The sequence below is a fragment of the Cellulosimicrobium sp. Marseille-Q8652 genome (assembly GCF_965112045.1).
Genome location: NZ_CBCOPS010000002.1, coordinates 1,619,724 through 1,637,615, shown reverse-complemented (window position 1 = coordinate 1,637,615; position 17,892 = coordinate 1,619,724). Strand labels below are relative to the sequence as shown.

Genomic DNA, 17,892 nt, shown 5'->3' with positions numbered 1-17,892 from the left:
CCGTCGGTGGGGGACGACCCGGACCCGTCGGGCGACGAGCACGTGGCAGACTTGCCGCCGATGTCCACCTCCCCGCGCCCCGAACCCCTCGACCCCGTCGAACCGCCGTCGGGTCCCTCGACCGACCGGTCCGGCGACCCCGTGCCGGTCGCACCCGCAGGTCGCCGCCGCGGCCGGCTCGTCGCGTGGACCGTCGGTCTGGCCGTCCTGGTCCTCGTGCTCGACCAGCTCACCAAGTGGTGGGCCGAGTCGTCGCTCGTGCTGGGTGAGGACCCGGTGCCGCTCGTCGGCTCGCTGCTCGGGCTGCGCCTGCTGTACAACCCGGGGGCGGCGCTCTCGATCGCGACCGGCATGACCTGGCTCCTCACCGTCGTGGTCGTCGCGGTGGTCGTGGTGATCGTGCGCATGGTCGGCCGCATCGGCTCCCGGGGCTGGGCGATCGCCCTCGGTCTGCTGCTCGGCGGCGCGGTCGGGAACCTCGTCGACCGGATCTTCCGCGAGCCCGGCTTCGCCCGCGGCCACGTCGTGGACTTCATCGACTACGCCGGGTTCTTCGTCGGGAACGTCGCGGACATCGCGATCGTGGCGGCGGCCGTGATGATCGCGGTGCGGTCCGTGCTCGGCATCGGCCTCGACGGCACGCGCCAGGGGCGCGACGACGAGGACGCCGCGCGGGGCGTGGACGACGCGGACGGCTCGCGGAGCGCCGGGACCGCCGAGGGGGAGGCGCGGTGAGCCTGCGCTCGCTCCCCGTCCCCGACGGTCTCGCCGGCGACCGCGTCGACGCCGGGCTGTCCCGGCTCCTGGGGCTCTCGCGGACGCGCGCCGCGGAGCTCGCCGCCGAGGGCGCCGTGCGTCTCGACGGCCGCGAGGTCGGCAAGTCGGACCGTCTCGTCGCCGGGGCCTGGCTCGAGGTCGACGTGCCCGACGCCGCGCCGGCCGCGGCGGAGGTCGTCGCCGAGCCCGTCCCCGGGATGGGCATCGTCCACGACGACGAGGACCTCGTCGTCGTGGACAAGCCGGTGGGTGTCGCGGCGCACCCGTCGCCCGGCTGGACCGGTCCCACCGTCGTGGGCGCCCTCGCGGCGGCCGGCTACCGGATCTCGACGTCCGGTGCCGCCGAGCGCCAGGGGATCGTGCACCGCCTGGACGCGGGCACGTCCGGGCTCATGGTGGTCGCCAAGAGCGAGCACGCGTACACCGCGCTCAAGCGCGCGTTCAAGGAGCGCACGGTCGAGAAGGTCTACCACGCGCTCGTGCAGGGTCATCCCGAGCCGACGACCGGCACGATCGACGCCCCCATCGGCCGGCACCCGAGCTCGGACTGGAAGTTCGCCGTCACCGCCGAGGGCAAGCCGTCCGTGACGCACTACGAGGTCCTCGAGATGCTTCCGGCGGCGTCGCTCGTCGAGGTGCACCTCGAGACGGGCCGGACGCACCAGATCCGCGTGCACTTCTCCGCGCTGCGCCACCCGTGCGTCGGCGACCTGACGTACGGCGCCGACCCGGTCCTGGCCTCGCGCGTCGGTCTCGCGCGGCAGTGGCTGCACGCGATGCGGCTCGGCTTCGAGCACCCGGGCACCGGGCAGTGGCTCGAGCTGACGTCGCAGTACCCCGACGACCTCGCGCACGCGCTCGAGGTCCTGGGCGGGGCGTACGCGTGAGCGCGCCGTCGTCCGACGCGCGCGGCGCGCGGCTCGTCGTCGAGCGCGTGCGCGACGACGCGGGTCTTGCCGCGGCGCACGCCCTGCGCCTCGCGGTGTTCGTCGACGAGCAGAAGGTGCCCGCCGAGGAGGAGATCGACGACCTCGACACCGCGCCCACCACGACGCACGTCCTGGTGCGCGACACGCAGCAGGGCGGCACCGTCGTCGGGACGGGACGGCTGCTGACCGACCCGGCGCACCCCGGCGAGACGCACATCGGTCGCGTGGCCGTCGCCGCGTCGGCGCGCGGCACCGGCGCGGGCGCGACGGTGATGCGCGCGCTCGAGCAGATCGCCCTGGCCGAGCACTCCGTGCCGGGACCGGACGGGAGGCGCGCCGTGCGCGTCGAGCTCTCCGCCCAGGTCCAGGCGATCGGCTTCTACGAGCGCCTCGGCTACACCGTCTCGGGTCCCGTCTACCTCGACGCGGGCATCGACCACCGCGACGCCGTGAGGATTCTCACCGCCGACGGGTGATCCCGGCGCCGGCCCGGGCGCCCCGGCGCCGACGACCCGACGCGTCGTGGTCGGGGTGCGCCCGAGCGTCAGGACCCGCGCCTAGGATCGACGCATGCCGACCGCGACCGAGGACTTCGTCCACCTCCACGTCCACACCGAGTACTCGATGCTCGACGGCGCGGCGCGGATCGGGGACCTCTTCGACGAGGTCGAGCGGCTCGGGCAGAAGGCGATCGCGACGACGGACCACGGGTACGTGTTCGGGGCCTTCGAGTTCTGGTCGAGGGCGCAGGCGAAGGGCATCAAGCCGATCATCGGCGTCGAGGCGTACGTCACGCCGGGCACGAGCCGGTTCGACCAGACGCGCGTGCGGTTCGGCGAGAAGGGTCAGGAGGCGGACGACGTGTCCGCGCGCGGTGCCTACACGCACATGACGCTGCTCGCGAAGGACAACGAGGGCCTGCACAACCTCTTCCGCGCGTCCTCGCTCGCGTCGCTCGACGGGCAGATGGGCAAGTGGCCGCGCATGGACCGCGACCTCCTCCAGCGGTACGGCAAGGGACTGATCGCGACGAGCGGCTGCCCGTCCGGGGAGATCCAGACGCGCCTGCGGCTCGGGCAGTGGGACGAGGCCGTCCGCACCGCGGGCGAGCTGCAGGACATCTTCGGCCGCGAGAACTTCTACGTCGAGCTCATGGACCACGGGCTCGAGATCGAGACCCGGGTCAGCAAGGACCTGCTGCGGCTCGCCGAGACGATCGGCGCGCGCGTCGTCGGGACGAACGACCTGCACTACGTGCGCGAGGAGGACGCGTCGAGCCAGGAGGCGCTGCTCGCGATCAACTCCGGCTCGACGCTCGACGACCCGGACCGGTTCAAGTTCGACGGCACGGGGTACTACGTGAAGTCGGCGGCCGAGATGCGCCGCGTCTTCGCCGAGATCCCGGAGGCGTGCGACACGACGCTGCTCATCGCCGAGCAGTGCGAGGTGTCGTTCGACACCAAGGCCAACTACATGCCGCGGTTCCCCGTCCCCGAGGGCGAGGACGAGACGAGCTGGTTCGTCAAGGAGATCGAGCGCGGCCTGCACCGGCGCTACCCGGACGGCATCCCGGACGCGTCGCGCAAGCAGGCGGAGTACGAGACCGAGGTCATCGTCCAGATGGGCTTCCCGGGGTACTTCCTCGTGGTCGCCGACTTCATCAACTGGGCCAAGGCCCAGGGCATCCGCGTCGGGCCGGGCCGTGGCTCGGCCGCGGGCTCGATGGCGTCGTACCTCATGGGGATCACCGAGCTCGACCCCCTGAAGCACGGCCTCATCTTCGAGCGCTTCCTCAACCCGGAGCGCGTGTCGATGCCCGACGTCGACGTCGACTTCGACGAGCGCCGGCGCGGCGAGGTCATCCGGTACGTCACGGAGAAGTACGGCGACGACCGCGTCGCGCAGATCGTCACGTACGGCACCATCAAGGCCAAGCAGGCGCTCAAGGACTCCTCGCGGCTCCTGGGCTTCCCCTTCGCGATGGGGGAGAAGCTCACCAAGGCGATGCCGCCCGCGGTCATGGGCAAGGACATCCCGCTCTCCGGCATCTTCGACCCGAAGCACGAGCGGTACGCGGAGGCGGGCGAGTTCCGCCAGCTCCACGACACCGACCCCGAGGCGCAGCGCGTCGTGGAGCTCGCGCGCGGCATCGAGGGGCTGAAGCGCCAGTGGGGCGTGCACGCCGCGGGCGTCATCATGTCGAGCGACCCGCTCATCGACATCATCCCGATCATGCGCCGGCTCCAGGACGGCGCGGTCATCACGCAGTTCGACTACCCGACGTCCGAGGGCCTCGGCCTCATCAAGATGGACTTCCTCGGCCTGCGCAACCTGACGATCCTCGACGACGCGCTCGAGAACATCGTCATGAACGGCAAGGACCCGATCGAGATCGAGACCCTCGAGCTCGACGACCGCGCGGCCTACGAGCTGCTCGGCCGCGGCGACACGCTCGGCGTCTTCCAGCTCGACGGCGGTCCCATGCGCGCGCTGCTGCGCCAGATGCGGCCGGACAACTTCGAGGACATCTCCGCCGTCATCGCGCTGTACCGCCCGGGCCCGATGGGCATGAACTCGCACACGAACTACGCGCTGCGCAAGAACGGCCTGCAGAAGATCGAGCCGATCCACCCCGAGCTCGCCGAGCCGCTCGCGGAGGTCCTCGACGAGACGTACGGCCTCATCGTGTACCAGGAGCAGGTGCAGAAGGCGGCGCAGGTGCTGGCCGGCTACTCGCTCGGCCAGGCCGACCTGCTGCGCCGCGCGATGGGCAAGAAGAAGAAGGAGATCCTCGACAAGGAGTTCGTGCCCTTCCACGGCGGCATGAAGGAGCGCGGGTACTCCGACAAGGCGATCCAGGCGGTCTGGGACACGCTCGTCCCGTTCGCCGGGTACGCGTTCAACAAGGCGCACTCCGCCGGCTACGGCCTCGTGTCGTACTGGACGGCCTACCTCAAGGCGAACTACCCCACCGAGTACATGGCGGCGCTGCTCACCAGCGTGCGCGACGACAAGGACAAGTCGGCGCTGTACCTCAACGAGTGCCGCCGCATGCACATCACGGTGCTCCCGCCGGACGTCAACTCCTCGGCCGCGAACTTCACGGCGGTCGGGGACGACATCCGGTTCGGGCTCACGGCGGTCCGCAACGTGGGTCGCAACGTCGTCGACGCGATCGTCGCGACGCGCGAGGAGAAGGGCGACTTCACGTCCTTCACCGACTTCCTCGACAAGGTCCCGGCCGTCGTGTGCAACAAGCGCACGATCGAGTCGCTCATCAAGGCGGGGGCCTTCGACTCGCTCGGCCACGCGCGGCGCGCGCTGCTCGTCGTGCACGAGCAGGCCGTGGACTCGGTGATCAGCGTGAAGCGCAAGGAGGCGGAGGGCCAGTTCGACCTGTTCGCCGACCTCGGCGCCCAGGACGACCCGACGATGTCGTTCAGCGTCGACGTGCCCGACCTCCCGGACTGGGACAAGAAGCAGCGTCTCGCGTTCGAGCGGGAGATGCTCGGTCTCTACGTGTCCGACCACCCGCTGTCCGGCCTCGAGCACGTGCTCACGCGCGCGGCCGACACGGGGATCGCGGCGCTCATCGCCGACGAGGGCCGCCCCGACGGGTCGACCGTGACCGTCGCGGGGCTCATCACGTCGCTCCAGCGCAAGATGAGCAAGAACGGCAACCCGTGGGCGGCCGTGACCATCGAGGACCTCGAGGGCGCGGTCGAGGTGATGTTCTTCGGCGAGACGTACCTCGCGTACTCGACGATCCTCGCCGAGGACCAGGTGGTCGTCCTCCGCGGCCGCGTGCGCCGTCGGGACGACACGATGCAGCTCCAGGCGATGGAGGTCTCGCTCCCGGACGTGTCCGTGGGCGCGGAGTCGCCCGTGGCCGTGCGCGTGCCGCACACGCGGTGCGTCGAGCCGGTGATCACCCGGCTGCGCGAGGTCCTCGCGACGCACCCGGGTTCCGCGGAGGTCCACGTCCAGGTGCTCGAGCCGGGCAAGACGACGGTCGTCCGGGCGGGCGACGCCCTGCGGGTCGAGAGGTCGCCCGCGCTGTTCGGCGACCTCAAGGCCCTGCTGGGACCGTCGTGCCTCGTGGGCTGAGCGCGGTGCCGAGCCCGGTGCCGGACGTCCCCGCGACGTGGGACGACGGATCGGCCGTTCACCGGTTCCGCGTCGTCCCCGCCGCGTACGTGCTGGTGCGTCGCGACGACGAGCTGCTCCTCCAGCTGCGCCGGGGCACGGGCTACCGCGACGGCCACTGGGCGACCGCCGCCGCGGGACACGTCGAGGCGGGGGAGTCGGTCCTCGCCGCCGCGGTGCGGGAGGCGCACGAGGAGCTGGGGATCGTCGTGTCCTGCGCCGACCTGCGCCCTCTCACGACGCTGCACCGCGGGTCTCCCGACGGTCCGGCGATCGAGCAGCGCGTCGACTTCTTCTTCGAGACCACGCGGTGGACCGGGACGCCGGAGCTCCAGGAGCCCGACAAGGCCGCCGACCTGCGGTGGTTCCGGCTCGGCGCCCTCCCCGAGCCGGTGGTGCCGCACGAGCTCCACGTGATGCACGCGCTCCGCGGGGACCTCGTCCCGCCCGTCATGACCTTCGGCTTCGACGACCGGGTCCCGGGCGGCGAGCCCGGCTCGACGGTCCGGGGCCGTAGGCTCGGCTCGTGATCCGGCTCAACCCCGAACAGCGCGTCTTCGTCACGGAGCGCCACCTCGCGACGCTCACGACCCTGCGCGCGGACGGCTCGCCGCACGTCGTCCCCGTGGCCTTCACGTGGGACCCGGACGCCGGCGTCCTGCGGATCACGACGAACCGTGCCTCGGTCAAGGCCCGCAACGCGCGCCGCACCGGACCGGCCGGTGAGCCGGCGCGTGCCGCCGTCTGCCAGGTCGACGGCGGCCGGTGGATGACGCTGGAGGGCACGATCGAGGTGGTCGAGGACGCGGACGAGGTGGCCGACGCGGTCGCGCGGTACGCCCGCCGCTACCGACAGCTGGCCCCCAACCCCGAGCGCGTCGTCCTGCGCCTCACGCCCGACAAGGTGATGGCGTCGACGTACATGGCCTGACCCGCGCCCGGCGGCCGCGACCCGAGCGGTCGGTCAGGCGACCGTCGCGCCCTGCGCCCCCTGCGGGTGCTCGACCGTGACGGTGTCCCCCCGACGCAGCTGGCGACCGCGCCGCGTGTCGACCTCTCCGTTGACGCGCACCTCTCCGTCCGCGATGAGCTCGCGGGCGTCGGCCCCGGAGTCCGCGAGGCCGGCGAGCTTGAGGAACTGGCCGAGCCGGATCACGTCGTCGGAGATCTCGACCGGGGTGGCGTCGCGTGCGTCCATGGCGTCCATGGTCCCACCCCGGGACACGGCCCGGCACGACCGGTGGGCGAACCGCCTCGTCCGCGCACGGCAGACACTCCTAGACTCGGGGCATGATCACCCGCATCGATCTCCGAGGCCGCACCCTGTCCGCGCGCGAGCTCGTCGCGACCCTGCCGCGCGCAGAGGTCGGCGTGGAGGACGCCGCGCACCGGGTGGCACCGATCATCGAGGCGGTCCGCACGCGGGGCGCCGACGCGCTGCGCGAGTACGCGGAGCGGTTCGACGGCGTGCGCCCCGAGCACCTGCGGGTCCCGGCGGAGGCGCTCGCGACGGCGCTCGCCGAGCTCGACCCCACCGTCCGCGCGGGCCTCGAGGAGGCGATCCGCCGGGTGCGGCAGGTCCACGCCGCGCAGCGGCCCCAGGACTTCACCGTGCAGATCGCCCCGGGGGCCCAGGTGCGCCAGCGCTGGGTGCCGGTGCAGCGCGTCGGCCTGTACGCACCGGGCGGGCTCGCCGTCTACCCGTCGTCGGTCGTCATGAACGTCGTCGCGGCCCAGGAGGCCGGCGTCCCGAGCCTGGCCGTCGCGTCACCGCCGCAGAAGGACGACGGCGGGCTGCCGCACCCGACGATCCTCGCCGCGTGCGCCCTCCTCGGCGTCGACGAGGTGTACGGGGTGGGCGGTGCGCAGGCGGTCGCGATGTTCGCCTACGGTGCCGCGGGCAGCGAGCCGCAGGACGGCGAGGTGCTGTGCGAGCCCGTCGACGTCGTCACCGGGCCGGGCAACGTGTTCGTCGCCGCGGCGAAGCGCCTCGTGCGCGGAGTGGTCGGCATCGACTCCGAGGCGGGTCCCACCGAGATCGCGGTCCTGGCGGACGCGACGGCCGACCCCGGCCACGTCGCGTCCGACCTCATCAGCCAGGCCGAGCACGACCCGTTGGCCGCCGCGGTGCTCGTCACGCCGTCCGTCGAGCTCGCCGCGGCGGTCGAGGCGCGGCTCGTCGACCTGGTGCCGGTCACGAAGCACACCCAGCGCGTCGCGCAGGCGCTCGCGGGCAAGCAGTCCGCGGTCGTGCTCGTCGACGACCTGGAGCAGGGCCTGGCCGTCGTCGACGCGTACGGCGCGGAGCACCTCGAGATCCAGACCGCGGGCGCGTCCGCGCTCGCGGACCGTGTGCGCAGCGCAGGCGCGATCTTCGTCGGCCCGTGGTCGCCGGTGTCGCTCGGCGACTACATGGCGGGCTCCAACCACGTCCTGCCGACGGGCGGGTGCGCGCACTTCTCGAGCGGCCTCGGCGTGCACAGCTACGTCAAGGCCGTCCAGGTGATCGAGTACGACCGCGACGCGCTCGAGGAGGTCGCGGACCGCATCGTCGCCGTCGCCGCCGACGAGGACCTGCCCGCGCACGGCGAGGCCGTGCGCGCGCGGTTCCTCTGACGGTCGTGGTGGAGCCGACGGACGGCGACCGCGTGCGCCGGGCTGGGCGTGCGGACGCGACGGCTCTCGTCGGGCTGCGCGTCGAGCTCATGCGGGCCATGGGGGAGGACGCCGAGGACCCGGTCTGGCAGGAGCGCGCCCTGACGTGGTTCCGTGACGCCCTCGCCGGCGACGACGCGGCGGCTTTCGTCGTGGACGAGGACGGCGCCGTGGTCGCCGGCGCGCTCGTGACCCTCGGGCGCGGAGCACCGTCCGCCCGCAACCCTCGCGGCCTCACGGCTCACCTGTCCAACGTGTGCACGCTGCCGTCCGCGCGCGGGCGCGGCCACGGGCGCGCGTGCGTCGAGGCCGCGATCGCGTGGGCGCGCGACGCCGGCGTCGACTCGGTCGCGCTGCACGCGACGCCTGACGGCGAAGAGCTGTACCGCTCGCTCGGTTTCGTCGACACGACCTACACCGAGCTCCGGCTGCGGTGGTGAGCGCGGTGCGGGCGGGACCGCAGGCCACGAGCCCGCGTCGTCCGGGGCCGCGCCGGGGAGACGTGGCGTACCTCCCGTCCGCACCGAGGGTCAGCGCACGCCGAGCACGAACGGGTAGACCGCGTCGGCGCCGGCCTGCCGCAGCAGCCGCGCCGCGACCGTGAGGGTCCAGCCGGACTCCGTCCAGTCGTCGACGAGGAGGATGCGCCGCCCCGCGAGACCGGCCAGCGCAGCGGGGGACAGCTCCAGCCGGAGGCGGCCCGCGACGCCCGACAGCCGCGTCGCGGAGTTCACGTCGTGGCGCCCCGGCTCCTCGCGGCCGGGCGCCGGCCCGATCGCCCCGATGAGCGGACGCCCGAGATACGCGGCGAGACCTGTCGCGAGGTGACGGGTCAGGACGGGCCGCGAGACGGACCGGACGGCGACGACGCCGTCGACGAGCAGAGGGCGCGCGTCCGCCGCCGCGCCCGGCGCCCCCGCCGCGCCCGCCGCCCCCGTCGCGTCGTCCGCGCCCGCGCCGGCGCGGTCGCCGTCCGGGGGGACGGCGCCGGCCGGTGCCGGGGCGCGCAGCGCGTCCCACTCGTCGAGCACGCGCGCGGCGGCACGGCGCAGCGGGACGGGCGTCTCGCCGTCGGGCGCCCCCGGGGCGAACAGCTCGCGCAGCGGTGCGGACCACCCGAGGCCGTCGAGCCGCGCCACGGCACGCCCGGGCTCGGCCTGCTCCTGGGCGGGGATCCGCCCCCGCACGTCGAGGCCGAGCCGGTCCATCCCGCTGGGCCACTGGCGGCGCGCGACCACCTCGACCCCGGGGCGGTCCATGTCGGCGCGGGCCGCGGCGACCGTCTCCGCGTCCGGCAGGGCCGGCAGCGTGACGCCGCCGCACCGGTCGCACCGCCCGCACTCCCAGCCCGCCTCGAGCTCGGGGTCGTCGAGCGCGGCGCGCAGGAACGCCATGCGGCAGCCGGTCGTCGCCTCGTAGTCGAGCATCGCGCGCTGCTCGGCCGTGCGCGTCTCCTCGACGCGCGCGTAGCGCTCGGCGTCGTACTCCCAGGGCCTCCCGGTCGACTCCCAGCCGCCCTTGACGCGGCGCACCGCGCCGTCGACGTCGAGCACCTTGAGCATGCCCTCGAGGCGGGACCGCTTGAGGTCCACCTGGGTCTCGAGCTGCGCGACCGACTGCGTGCCGCCGCCCTCGAGCGCGGCGAGGGTCGCGCGCACCTGCGCCTGGGGCGGGAACGCCGTCGACGCGAACCACTCCCAGATGCGCCGGTCCTCCTCGCCGGGCAGGAGCACGACCACCGCGGAGTCCACGCCGCGCCCGGCGCGACCGACCTGCTGGTAGTACGCGATCGGCGAGCTCGGTGCGCCGAGGTGCACGACGAACGCCAGGTCGGGCTTGTCGAAGCCCATCCCGAGCGCCGACGTCGCGACGAGCGCCTTGACGCGGTTCTCCTTGAGGTCCTCCTCGAGCCGTTCCCGCTCGGCCGGGTCCGTCTGCCCGGTGTAGGCGGCGACCGCGAGGCCTGCCGAGCGGAGCTGGCTCGCGACCTGCTCGGCCGCCGAGACCGTGAGGCAGTAGACGATGCCCGACCCGTCGACGTCCTGCAGCGCCTCCGTGAGCCACGCGACGCGCGACGGCTGGTCGGGCAGAGGCAGCACCGCGAGGTGGAGCGACTCGCGGTCGAGACCGCCGCGCAGGACGAGGACCTCGTCGGACGTCCCGGGACCGCTCGGTGCCGCGGCGGCGTCCGCGTGCACGCCGAGCTGCTCCGCGACGTCGGCCGTCACGCGCGCGTTGGCCGTCGCGGTCGTCGCGAGGACGGGGATACCGCTGGGCAGGTCGGCCAGCAGGGTGCGGATGCGGCGGTAGTCGGGACGGAAGTCGTGGCCCCAGTCGGAGATGCAGTGCGCCTCGTCGACCACGACCAGACCCGCGTCGGCCGCGAGGCGCGGCAGCACCTCGTCGCGGAAGCCCGGGTTGTTGAGCCGCTCGGGCGAGCACAGCAGGACGTCGACCTGGCCGGCCTCGATGGCGGCGTGCACGTCGTCCCACTCGGTGACGTTCGACGAGTTGATGGTCACCGCGCGGATGCCTGCGCGCGCGGCGGCGGAGACCTGGTCGCGCATGAGCGCCAGCAGCGGCGAGACGATGACGGTCGGCCCGGCGCCGCGGTCGCGCAGGAGCTTCGTCGCGACGAAGTACACCGCGGACTTCCCCCACCCCGTGCGCTGCACGACGAGCGCACGGCGACGGAACGCCACGAGCGCCTCGATCGCGCGCCACTGGTCGTCGCGCAGGCGGGCGTCGTCGCGCCCGACGAGCGCGCGCAGCGCGGTCTCCGCGTCCTCGCGCAGCGACTCCCCGTCCAGCAGGCCGCGGAGCATCGCGAGCTTCGCGCGCCGCACGGCCTCGCCGTCCCCCGGCCCTGCCGCGGGACCGGCCGCGGGCGCTGCGGGCACGTCGTGCGGCGGGTCGGACGGCACGTCGGAGGCCGTCGCGGCGGGGGCCGTCCGGGGTACCGGGAGCGACCCGGTGCTCGGCCCGCTCTGCCGTGACGCGGCGTCCGCACCCGGGACGACGGCGGCCCCGGCAGCAGGCTCGGTCCAGGGTGCGTCGTACGGGTCGTCGAGCGGCGGCTCGTCGGCCGGGTCGAAGGGCAGGTCCGCGTACGGGTCGGAGGAGCTCACCCGCCCGATCGTAGGCGCACCCGCCCCTGCGTGTGCCCGGCCGTCCCCAGCCGCGGTCCCGTCAGGACCGCATGTCCATGACGACGCGACCGTCGATCGCGCCCGCCTCCATCTCGTCGAAGATCGCGTTGACGTCGTCGAGCGGCCGGACGGTGTACGTCGGGCTCACCTTGCCGCGCGCGAAGAAGTCGATCGCCTCGGCCATGTCCTTGCGCGTCCCCACGATCGACCCGCGGACGGTGAGGCCCAGGAGCACCGTCGTGAAGATGTCGAGCGGGAACTTCTCCGGGGGCAGGCCGACGAGCGAGACGGTCCCTCCGCGCCGCAGCGCCGCCACGGCCTGCGGGAAGGCGTACGCGTTGACCGCGGTGACGAGCGCGCCGTGCACCCCGCCGCCCGTCTGCCGCTGGATCTCCGCGGCGGCGTCGGGCGACGTGGCGGCGTTCACGGTGACCTCGGCGCCGTGCTTGCGGGCGAGGGCGAGCTTCGCCTCGTCCACGTCGACGGCGGCCACCCGGCGGCCCATCGCGACGGCGTACTGCACCGCGATGTGCCCGAGACCCCCGATGCCCGAGACGAGGACCCACTCGCCCGGCTGGGTGTCGGTGACCTTGAGACCCTTGTAGACGGTGACGCCCGCGCACAGGATCGGTCCGACGGCGGACTCGTCGACGCCGTCCGGGATGACCGGGCAGTACCGCGCGTCGACCAGCATGTACTGCCCGAAGGAGCCGTCGACCGAGTACCCGCCGTTCTTCTGGGCCGGGCACAGCGTCTCCCAGCCCGTCTCGCAGTACTCGCACTCGCCGCACGCGCTCCACAGCCACGCGTTGCCGACGAGGTCGCCGACCTTGACGCGCGTCACCTGGTCACCGACGGCCACGACGTGACCGACGCCCTCGTGCCCGGGGACGAACGGCGGAGCGGGCTTGACGGGCCAGTCCCCGTGCGCGGCGTGCAGGTCGGTGTGGCACACGCCGGTGTAGTCGACCTCGACGAGGGCCTCGTGCGGCCCGGGCGTCGGCACCTCGACCTCGTCGATCGAGAGCGGGCGGGCGAAGTCGTGGACGACGGCGGCACGCATGGTGGTCATCGCGATCTCCTCCAGGTGGTCGGGGACGGTGAGGGTCTCTCCTGATCGACGCTACGCGCGCTCGTCGGCCGCCGGGCCGTGCCCGGAGGGACGGAGGACTCACGGCGACGCGACCCGGGACCTTCGTCCCTCCACCACGAGCGCGAGCGTCCCGGCGACGACCACGACCCACTCGGCGACGGCCGCGAGCACCTGCTGCGTCCCGCGCACCGTCTCCTCGACCCCGAAGAACCCGACCGTCGCGGACAGGTAGAACGCCGCGAGCGTCAGGGCGCCGAACCCGACCGCACCGAGCAGCGGGAGCCAGTGCCGCCACACGAGCACGAGGATCCCGAGGACGAGCCCCGCGACCGCGTTGAGCACGAAGAGCGGCCCCACGACGTCGATGTCGGCGTAGCCCTCGACGTAGAGCACGAGGTGGATGTCGGCCGACAGCAGCAGCCCGGCGGCCGTCAGGCCGCGGAGCACCCACGCGCCACGGGCGCGCGGCCCGGCGGAGGGGGGCCCGGGAGGTCCGGGGAGGGTCATCGCGGCTCCGTCCGGTGGACGAGCGAGGGTGCCGGGAACGGCGTGCGGGCCGGCGTGCGGCCCGGCTCGGCGATCGCCCGGGGGCGGACCTGCGACCCCGGTGCTTCAATTGAAGCGCCGTCCGCCGTGCGGCGCTCGTCGGCGGCGAGCGGCGGACAGGGCACGCCGTCGGCGCACGCCGGCTCCACGACGTCCCCGCCCTCCCGGTACACCGCTGCGACGGAGGCCACCATGGACGGACCGCACCGCGACGAGGGGGTCGTCGAGCGGCACGCACCGACTCGGCGAGCGGTCCTCACGGGCTCGGGCGCGGGTGCCGCGCTCCTGGTCCTGGCCGCGTGCGGCGGGCCCGCGCCGTCGGGCACGGGCGGCGGGACGGGCACGGCGGACGGCGGCGAGCAGGGTGGGGGCGTGGAGCCGGGCGAGCCTGCTCGCCCAGGCCGACGACGTCCCCGTGGGCGGGGCGCTCGGCGTCACGGTCGGCGGCGCGCAGCTCCTCGTGACGCAGCCCGAGGAGGGGTCGTTCGCCGCGTTCAGCGCGATCTGCACCCACCAAGGGTGCACGGTGGCCCCGGGCGACGGCGAGCTGGTCTGCCCGTGCCACGCGTCGCGGTACGACCTCGCGACCGGCGCCGTGCTCGGCGGCCCGGCGCCCGAGCCCCTGCCCGAGGTGCCCGTCACGGTCGAGTCGGGCGAGGTCACCTCGGCCTGACACCCGGTCCCGCGACCCACCGACCGTCGTGACCGCGTGCCGGACGCCGGCGCCGGTCGGCGCCGGTCGGTTCGTAGACTGTTCCGGTGACCCCACCCACCGTCGCCGGGACCTCCGGGCTGCCGCTGCGCCCCGAGCTCGCCGGCATCGAGCCGTACGGCGCGCCGCAGCTCGACGTGCCCGTGCTCCTCAACGTCAACGAGAACCCGCACGCGCCGGGCCCGGCCGTCGTCGCGACGATCACCGAGCACGTCCGGGCCGCGGCCACCGGGCTCAACCGGTACCCGGACCGCGACTTCCACGCGCTGCGCGCCGACCTCGCGGCGTACCTCGAGGTGGAGTCGGGCGTGCACCGTGCGCCCGAGCAGCTCTGGGCGGCGAACGGGTCCAACGAGATCATGCTCCACGTCCTGCAGGCCTTCGGCGGGCCCGGGCGCACCGCGGTCTCGTTCGCACCGACCTACTCGATGTACCCGGAGTACGCGCGCGACACGCACACCGCCTGGGTCGTCGGGCGCCGGGCCGAGGACTTCACGCTCGACCCGGGGCACGCGCGCGACGTGATCCTGCGCGAGCGGCCGTCCGTCGTCCTGCTCGCGAGCCCCAACAACCCGACGGGCACGGCGCTGCCCGCCGCGACGGTCGAGGCGGTCTGCGAGGCGGCGCTCGCGGTCCGCGTGCCGACGGGTGACGGCGAGGCACCCGCCGTCGTGGTCGTCGACGAGGCGTACGGCGAGTTCCGGCGTGCGGGCACGCCGTCCGCGCTCGAGCTCCTCGACCGCTACCCGAACCTCGCGGTCACGCGCACGATGTCGAAGGCGTTCGCGCTCGCCGGCGCACGGGTGGGATATCTCACGGCCTCGACCGGGCTCGTCGACGCGCTGCGCGTGGTGCGCCTGCCGTACCACCTGTCGGCCGTCACGCAGGCGGTCGCGCGGGGTGCGCTCGCGCACGCCGACGAGCTCCTCGCCCAGGTGGACGCGCTGCGCGCCGAGCGCGACGCGACCGTCGCGTGGCTGCGCTCCCTGCGCCACCCGGACGGCCGCGCGCTCGAGGTCGCGGACTCCGACGCGAACTTCGTCCTCTTCGGCACGTTCGCCGACCGGCACGCGGTCTGGACCGGTCTGTTGGAGCGGGGCGTGCTCATCCGGGAGACTGGGCCCGACGGATGGCTGCGGGTGTCGATCGGCACCCGCGACGAGATGCGGGCGTTCCGGGACGCCCTCGTGGAGGTGGCAGGACTGTGAGTCGCACAGGGCGCATCGAGCGGTCGACCAGCGAGTCGAGCGTCCGGGTCGAGCTCGACCTCGACGGGACGGGGCGGACGGAGATCTCGACGACCGTCCCGTTCTACGACCACATGCTCACCGCGCTGGGCAAGCACTCGCTCATCGACCTCACGGTCGAGGCCACGGGCGACACCCACGTCGACGCGCACCACACGGTCGAGGACGTCGCGATCGCGATCGGCGAGGCGCTGCGCGTCGCGCTCGGCGACAAGCGCGGCATCTCGCGCTTCGGCGACGCCACGGTCCCGCTCGACGAGGCGCTCGCGCTCGCGGTCGTGGACGTGTCCGGCCGTCCGTACCTCGTGCACTCGGGCGAGCCCGAGGGGCAGGAGTACCACCTGATCGGCGGGCACTTCACGGGGTCGCTCACGCGGCACGTGCTCGAGTCGATCGCGCACCACGCCGGCATCTGCCTCCACGTCCGCGTCCTGGCGGGCCGCGACCCGCACCACGTCGTGGAGGCCCAGTTCAAGGCCCTCGCCCGGGCGCTGCGCGCCGCCGTCGCGCTCGACCCGCGCGTCGAGGGCGTCCCGTCGACCAAGGGAGCACTGTGAGCACCGACCCCACCCTCGGCGCGCCGGACGACGACCGTGCGCGCGCCGAGTCCCTCGAGGGCCTCGAGGTCCCGGACGACCTGTCGTCACTGACCGGAGGGTCGGAGCCGGAGCTCGTCGCGCTCGTCACGCAGATCGCGGGCGCCGAGCCGCTCGCCGCCGCGTGCTCGCTCGCCCAGGTCGAGGCCGACGTGGTCGCGACCGACGTGGGCGCCGTCGCGGTGCTCCGTGACCGGTCGGGCGACGCGCCGTCGGTCGCCGCCGCGGCGCTCACCACGCTCGTCAAGGGCGTCCCGCTCATCCTCGTCGAGCGCCGCGGCGAGCAGCTCACCATGACGCGCTGGAGCGACGGCGCGGTCGGGGACACGCTCGCGCCGGGCCTCGTCCTCGGCGGTGCTCCCGAAGCGCTCGAGGACCTGCTCACCGGCTCCACCTCCGTCGCGGACCTCGACGGTGTCGTCGCCAGCTCGTCCATCTCCCGGTGGAAGGCCATGCGGCTGCTCACCGCCGCCGGTCGCCGGGCGCGCAAGCAGTGAGCGCCGTCGGCAGCGGTCCGGCGGCCGGCCGGCGACCCTCGGTGGTGGTCCTCGACTACGGGTTCGGCAACGTGCGGTCCGCCGTGCGTGCTCTCGAGCGCGTCGGCGCTGACGTCGAGCTCACCGCCGACCGCGCTCGCGCGCAGGACGCCGACGGTCTCGTCGTGCCGGGCGTCGGCGCGTTCGCGGCCGTGATGGACGGCCTCAGGGCGGTGCGGGGGAACGAGATCGTCGGGCGCCGGCTCGCGGGCGGGCGTCCCGTCCTCGGCATCTGCGTCGGCATGCAGGTGATGTTCGAGCAGGGCGACGAGCACGGCACGCTGGCCGACGGGCTGGGGGAGTGGCCCGGGCTCGTCGACCGCCTCGAGGCGGAGGTCGTCCCGCACATGGGCTGGGACACCGTCGACGCACCGGAGGGCACCGTCCTCTTCGACGGCATCCAGGACGAGCGCTTCTACTTCGTGCACTCCTACGCGGCGCGCACCTTCCCGCTCGGCGACGACGTGCCCTCCGGGTCCTCGATCCGGCGTCCCCTCGTCACGTGGTCCGACCACGGCGGCCGGTTCGTCGCCGCCGTGGAGAACGGCCCGCTGTCCGCCACCCAGTTCCACCCGGAGAAGTCCGGCGACGCGGGCGCGGCCCTGCTCGAGAACTGGGTCCGCACGCTCTGACGCGACGTCTCCGTGCGCGGCCGACGGTCCGACCGTCGCCGCGACCGCGGGCCGTCCGAACCACCCGGCGCGGGAGGCCGCGCCACGACCGATGGAGATACCTCGTGACCGACCGCCTCGTGCTGCTCCCCGCCGTCGACGTCGCCGACGGCCAGGCCGTCCGCCTCGTGCAGGGCGAGGCGGGCTCCGAGACCTCGTACGGCGACCCGCTCGCCGCGGCGCTCGACTGGCAGTCCGGCGGTGCGGAGTGGATCCACCTCGTGGACCTCGACGCGGCGTTCGGGCGGGGGTCCAACGCGGAGCTCCTCGCCGACGTCGTCGGCCGGCTCGACGTCCAGGTCGAGCTGTCGGGCGGCATCCGCGACGACGCGTCGCTCGAGCGCGCGCTCGCCACCGGCGCCCGGCGGGTCAACCTCGGCACCGCGGCGCTCGAGAACCCGGGCTGGACGGCGAAGGTCATCGCGGAGCACGGCGACGCGGTCGCCGTCGGCCTCGACGTGCGGGGCACGACCCTCGCGGCGCGCGGCTGGACGGAGGAGGGCGGCGACCTGTGGGAGGTCCTCGACCGCCTCGAGGCCGCGGGCTGCGCGCGCTACGTCGTGACGGACGTGACGAAGGACGGGACGCTGCGCGGCCCGAACCTCGAGCTCCTGCGCGACGTCGCGTCGCGCACCGACGCGCCCGTCGTCGCCTCGGGGGGCATCTCGAGCCTCGCGGACCTGGAGGCGCTGCGTGCCCTCGTGCCCGCCGGCATCGAGGGCACCATCGTGGGCAAGGCGCTGTACGCCGGGGCGTTCACGCTCCCGCAGGCGCTCGACGTCGCGGGCCGGCCGTGACCGTGGCCGACGGCACCCACGACCGCGGTCCCGGTCGC

19 protein-coding genes are annotated in these 17,892 nt (G+C 74.3%); 14 read left to right on the top strand and 5 right to left on the bottom strand.

Going from position 1 to position 17,892, the window contains the following annotated elements; genetic code table 11:
- Positions 1-60: 60 nt before the first annotated feature.
- The 6 genes from ACWPWV_RS17330 to ACWPWV_RS17305 all read left to right on the top strand — a co-directional run bounded on the left by ACWPWV_RS17330 (position 61) and on the right by ACWPWV_RS17305 (position 6,783).
- Positions 61-735 (top strand): signal peptidase II, encoded by a 675-nt coding sequence (locus ACWPWV_RS17330; RefSeq protein ID WP_454044149.1) that lies wholly within the window; start codon positions 61-63, stop codon positions 733-735.
- Positions 732-1,664, top strand: a complete 933-nt coding sequence (locus tag ACWPWV_RS17325; protein WP_454044148.1) for an RluA family pseudouridine synthase — start codon at positions 732-734, stop codon at positions 1,662-1,664. The genes ACWPWV_RS17330 and ACWPWV_RS17325 overlap by 4 nt, the downstream gene beginning before the upstream one ends.
- Entirely contained in the window at positions 1,661-2,182 is a 522-nt protein-coding gene (locus ACWPWV_RS17320) for a GNAT family N-acetyltransferase (protein ID WP_454044147.1), read from the top strand. The genes ACWPWV_RS17325 and ACWPWV_RS17320 overlap by 4 nt, the downstream gene beginning before the upstream one ends.
- A 94-nt stretch (positions 2,183-2,276) precedes the next feature.
- Positions 2,277-5,813, top strand: a complete 3,537-nt coding sequence (gene dnaE, locus ACWPWV_RS17315) for a DNA polymerase III subunit alpha (protein ID WP_454044146.1) — start codon at positions 2,277-2,279, stop codon at positions 5,811-5,813.
- A gap of 5 nt (positions 5,814-5,818) precedes the next feature.
- Complete coding sequence (locus tag ACWPWV_RS17310; RefSeq protein ID WP_454044145.1) at positions 5,819-6,382, top strand: NUDIX hydrolase; 564 nt, start codon at positions 5,819-5,821, stop codon at positions 6,380-6,382.
- Complete coding sequence (locus ACWPWV_RS17305; RefSeq protein WP_454044144.1) at positions 6,379-6,783, top strand: pyridoxamine 5'-phosphate oxidase family protein; 405 nt, start codon at positions 6,379-6,381, stop codon at positions 6,781-6,783. The genes ACWPWV_RS17310 and ACWPWV_RS17305 overlap by 4 nt, the downstream gene beginning before the upstream one ends.
- 33 nt (positions 6,784-6,816) lie before the next feature.
- Here the strand turns inward: ACWPWV_RS17305 and ACWPWV_RS17300 are convergent, their stop codons facing one another.
- Entirely contained in the window at positions 6,817-7,050 is a 234-nt protein-coding gene (locus ACWPWV_RS17300) for an RNA-binding S4 domain-containing protein (protein ID WP_454044143.1), read from the bottom strand.
- A gap of 92 nt (positions 7,051-7,142) precedes the next feature.
- Here ACWPWV_RS17300 and hisD point away from each other — a divergent pair, with 92 nt between their 5' ends.
- Together hisD and ACWPWV_RS17290 are read left to right on the top strand one after the other, a co-directional pair.
- Positions 7,143-8,468 (top strand): histidinol dehydrogenase, encoded by a 1,326-nt coding sequence (gene hisD, locus ACWPWV_RS17295; protein WP_454044142.1) that lies wholly within the window; start codon positions 7,143-7,145, stop codon positions 8,466-8,468.
- A 5-nt stretch (positions 8,469-8,473) separates the two neighbouring features.
- Positions 8,474-8,947, top strand: a complete 474-nt coding sequence (locus tag ACWPWV_RS17290; protein ID WP_454044141.1) for a GNAT family N-acetyltransferase — start codon at positions 8,474-8,476, stop codon at positions 8,945-8,947.
- A 90-nt stretch (positions 8,948-9,037) separates the two neighbouring features.
- Here ACWPWV_RS17290 and ACWPWV_RS17285 read toward each other — a convergent pair whose 3' ends face one another.
- The 4 genes from ACWPWV_RS17285 to ACWPWV_RS17270 form a co-directional block, all read right to left on the bottom strand.
- Positions 9,038-11,332 carry a RecQ family ATP-dependent DNA helicase gene (locus ACWPWV_RS17285; RefSeq protein ID WP_454044580.1) on the bottom strand — a complete coding sequence of 765 codons (2,295 nt, stop codon included), beginning with the start codon at positions 11,330-11,332 and terminating at the stop codon, positions 9,038-9,040.
- A 364-nt stretch (positions 11,333-11,696) separates the two neighbouring features.
- Entirely contained in the window at positions 11,697-12,728 is a 1,032-nt protein-coding gene (gene adhP / locus ACWPWV_RS17280; protein ID WP_454044140.1) for an alcohol dehydrogenase AdhP, read from the bottom strand.
- Positions 12,729-12,827: 99 nt separating this feature from the next.
- On the bottom strand, positions 12,828-13,256 hold the full coding sequence (locus ACWPWV_RS17275) for a hypothetical protein (protein WP_454044139.1): 429 nt from the start codon (positions 13,254-13,256) through the stop codon (positions 12,828-12,830).
- Positions 13,253-13,489, bottom strand: a complete 237-nt coding sequence (locus tag ACWPWV_RS17270; protein ID WP_454044138.1) for a hypothetical protein — start codon at positions 13,487-13,489, stop codon at positions 13,253-13,255. The genes ACWPWV_RS17275 and ACWPWV_RS17270 overlap by 4 nt, the downstream gene beginning before the upstream one ends.
- A gap of 170 nt (positions 13,490-13,659) precedes the next feature.
- Here ACWPWV_RS17270 and ACWPWV_RS17265 point away from each other — a divergent pair, with 170 nt between their 5' ends.
- The 6 genes from ACWPWV_RS17265 to priA all read left to right on the top strand — a co-directional run bounded on the left by ACWPWV_RS17265 (position 13,660) and on the right by priA (position 17,854).
- Positions 13,660-13,968 (top strand): Rieske (2Fe-2S) protein, encoded by a 309-nt coding sequence (locus tag ACWPWV_RS17265; protein WP_454044137.1) that lies wholly within the window; start codon positions 13,660-13,662, stop codon positions 13,966-13,968.
- A gap of 86 nt (positions 13,969-14,054) precedes the next feature.
- Positions 14,055-15,215 carry a histidinol-phosphate transaminase gene (locus ACWPWV_RS17260; RefSeq protein WP_454044136.1) on the top strand — a complete coding sequence of 387 codons (1,161 nt, stop codon included), beginning with the start codon at positions 14,055-14,057 and terminating at the stop codon, positions 15,213-15,215.
- Complete coding sequence (gene hisB, locus ACWPWV_RS17255) at positions 15,212-15,811, top strand: imidazoleglycerol-phosphate dehydratase HisB (RefSeq protein ID WP_454044135.1); 600 nt, start codon at positions 15,212-15,214, stop codon at positions 15,809-15,811. Before ACWPWV_RS17260 ends, hisB begins: the two co-directional genes overlap by 4 nt.
- Positions 15,808-16,347 carry a hypothetical protein gene (locus tag ACWPWV_RS17250; protein ID WP_454044134.1) on the top strand — a complete coding sequence of 180 codons (540 nt, stop codon included), beginning with the start codon at positions 15,808-15,810 and terminating at the stop codon, positions 16,345-16,347. Before hisB ends, ACWPWV_RS17250 begins: the two co-directional genes overlap by 4 nt.
- A 41-nt stretch (positions 16,348-16,388) precedes the next feature.
- Entirely contained in the window at positions 16,389-17,018 is a 630-nt protein-coding gene (gene hisH / locus ACWPWV_RS17245) for an imidazole glycerol phosphate synthase subunit HisH (protein ID WP_454044133.1), read from the top strand.
- Between the two features lie 104 nt (positions 17,019-17,122).
- On the top strand, positions 17,123-17,854 hold the full coding sequence (gene priA / locus ACWPWV_RS17240; RefSeq protein WP_454044132.1) for a bifunctional 1-(5-phosphoribosyl)-5-((5-phosphoribosylamino)methylideneamino)imidazole-4-carboxamide isomerase/phosphoribosylanthranilate isomerase PriA: 732 nt from the start codon (positions 17,123-17,125) through the stop codon (positions 17,852-17,854).
- Positions 17,855-17,892: the final 38 nt, after the last annotated feature.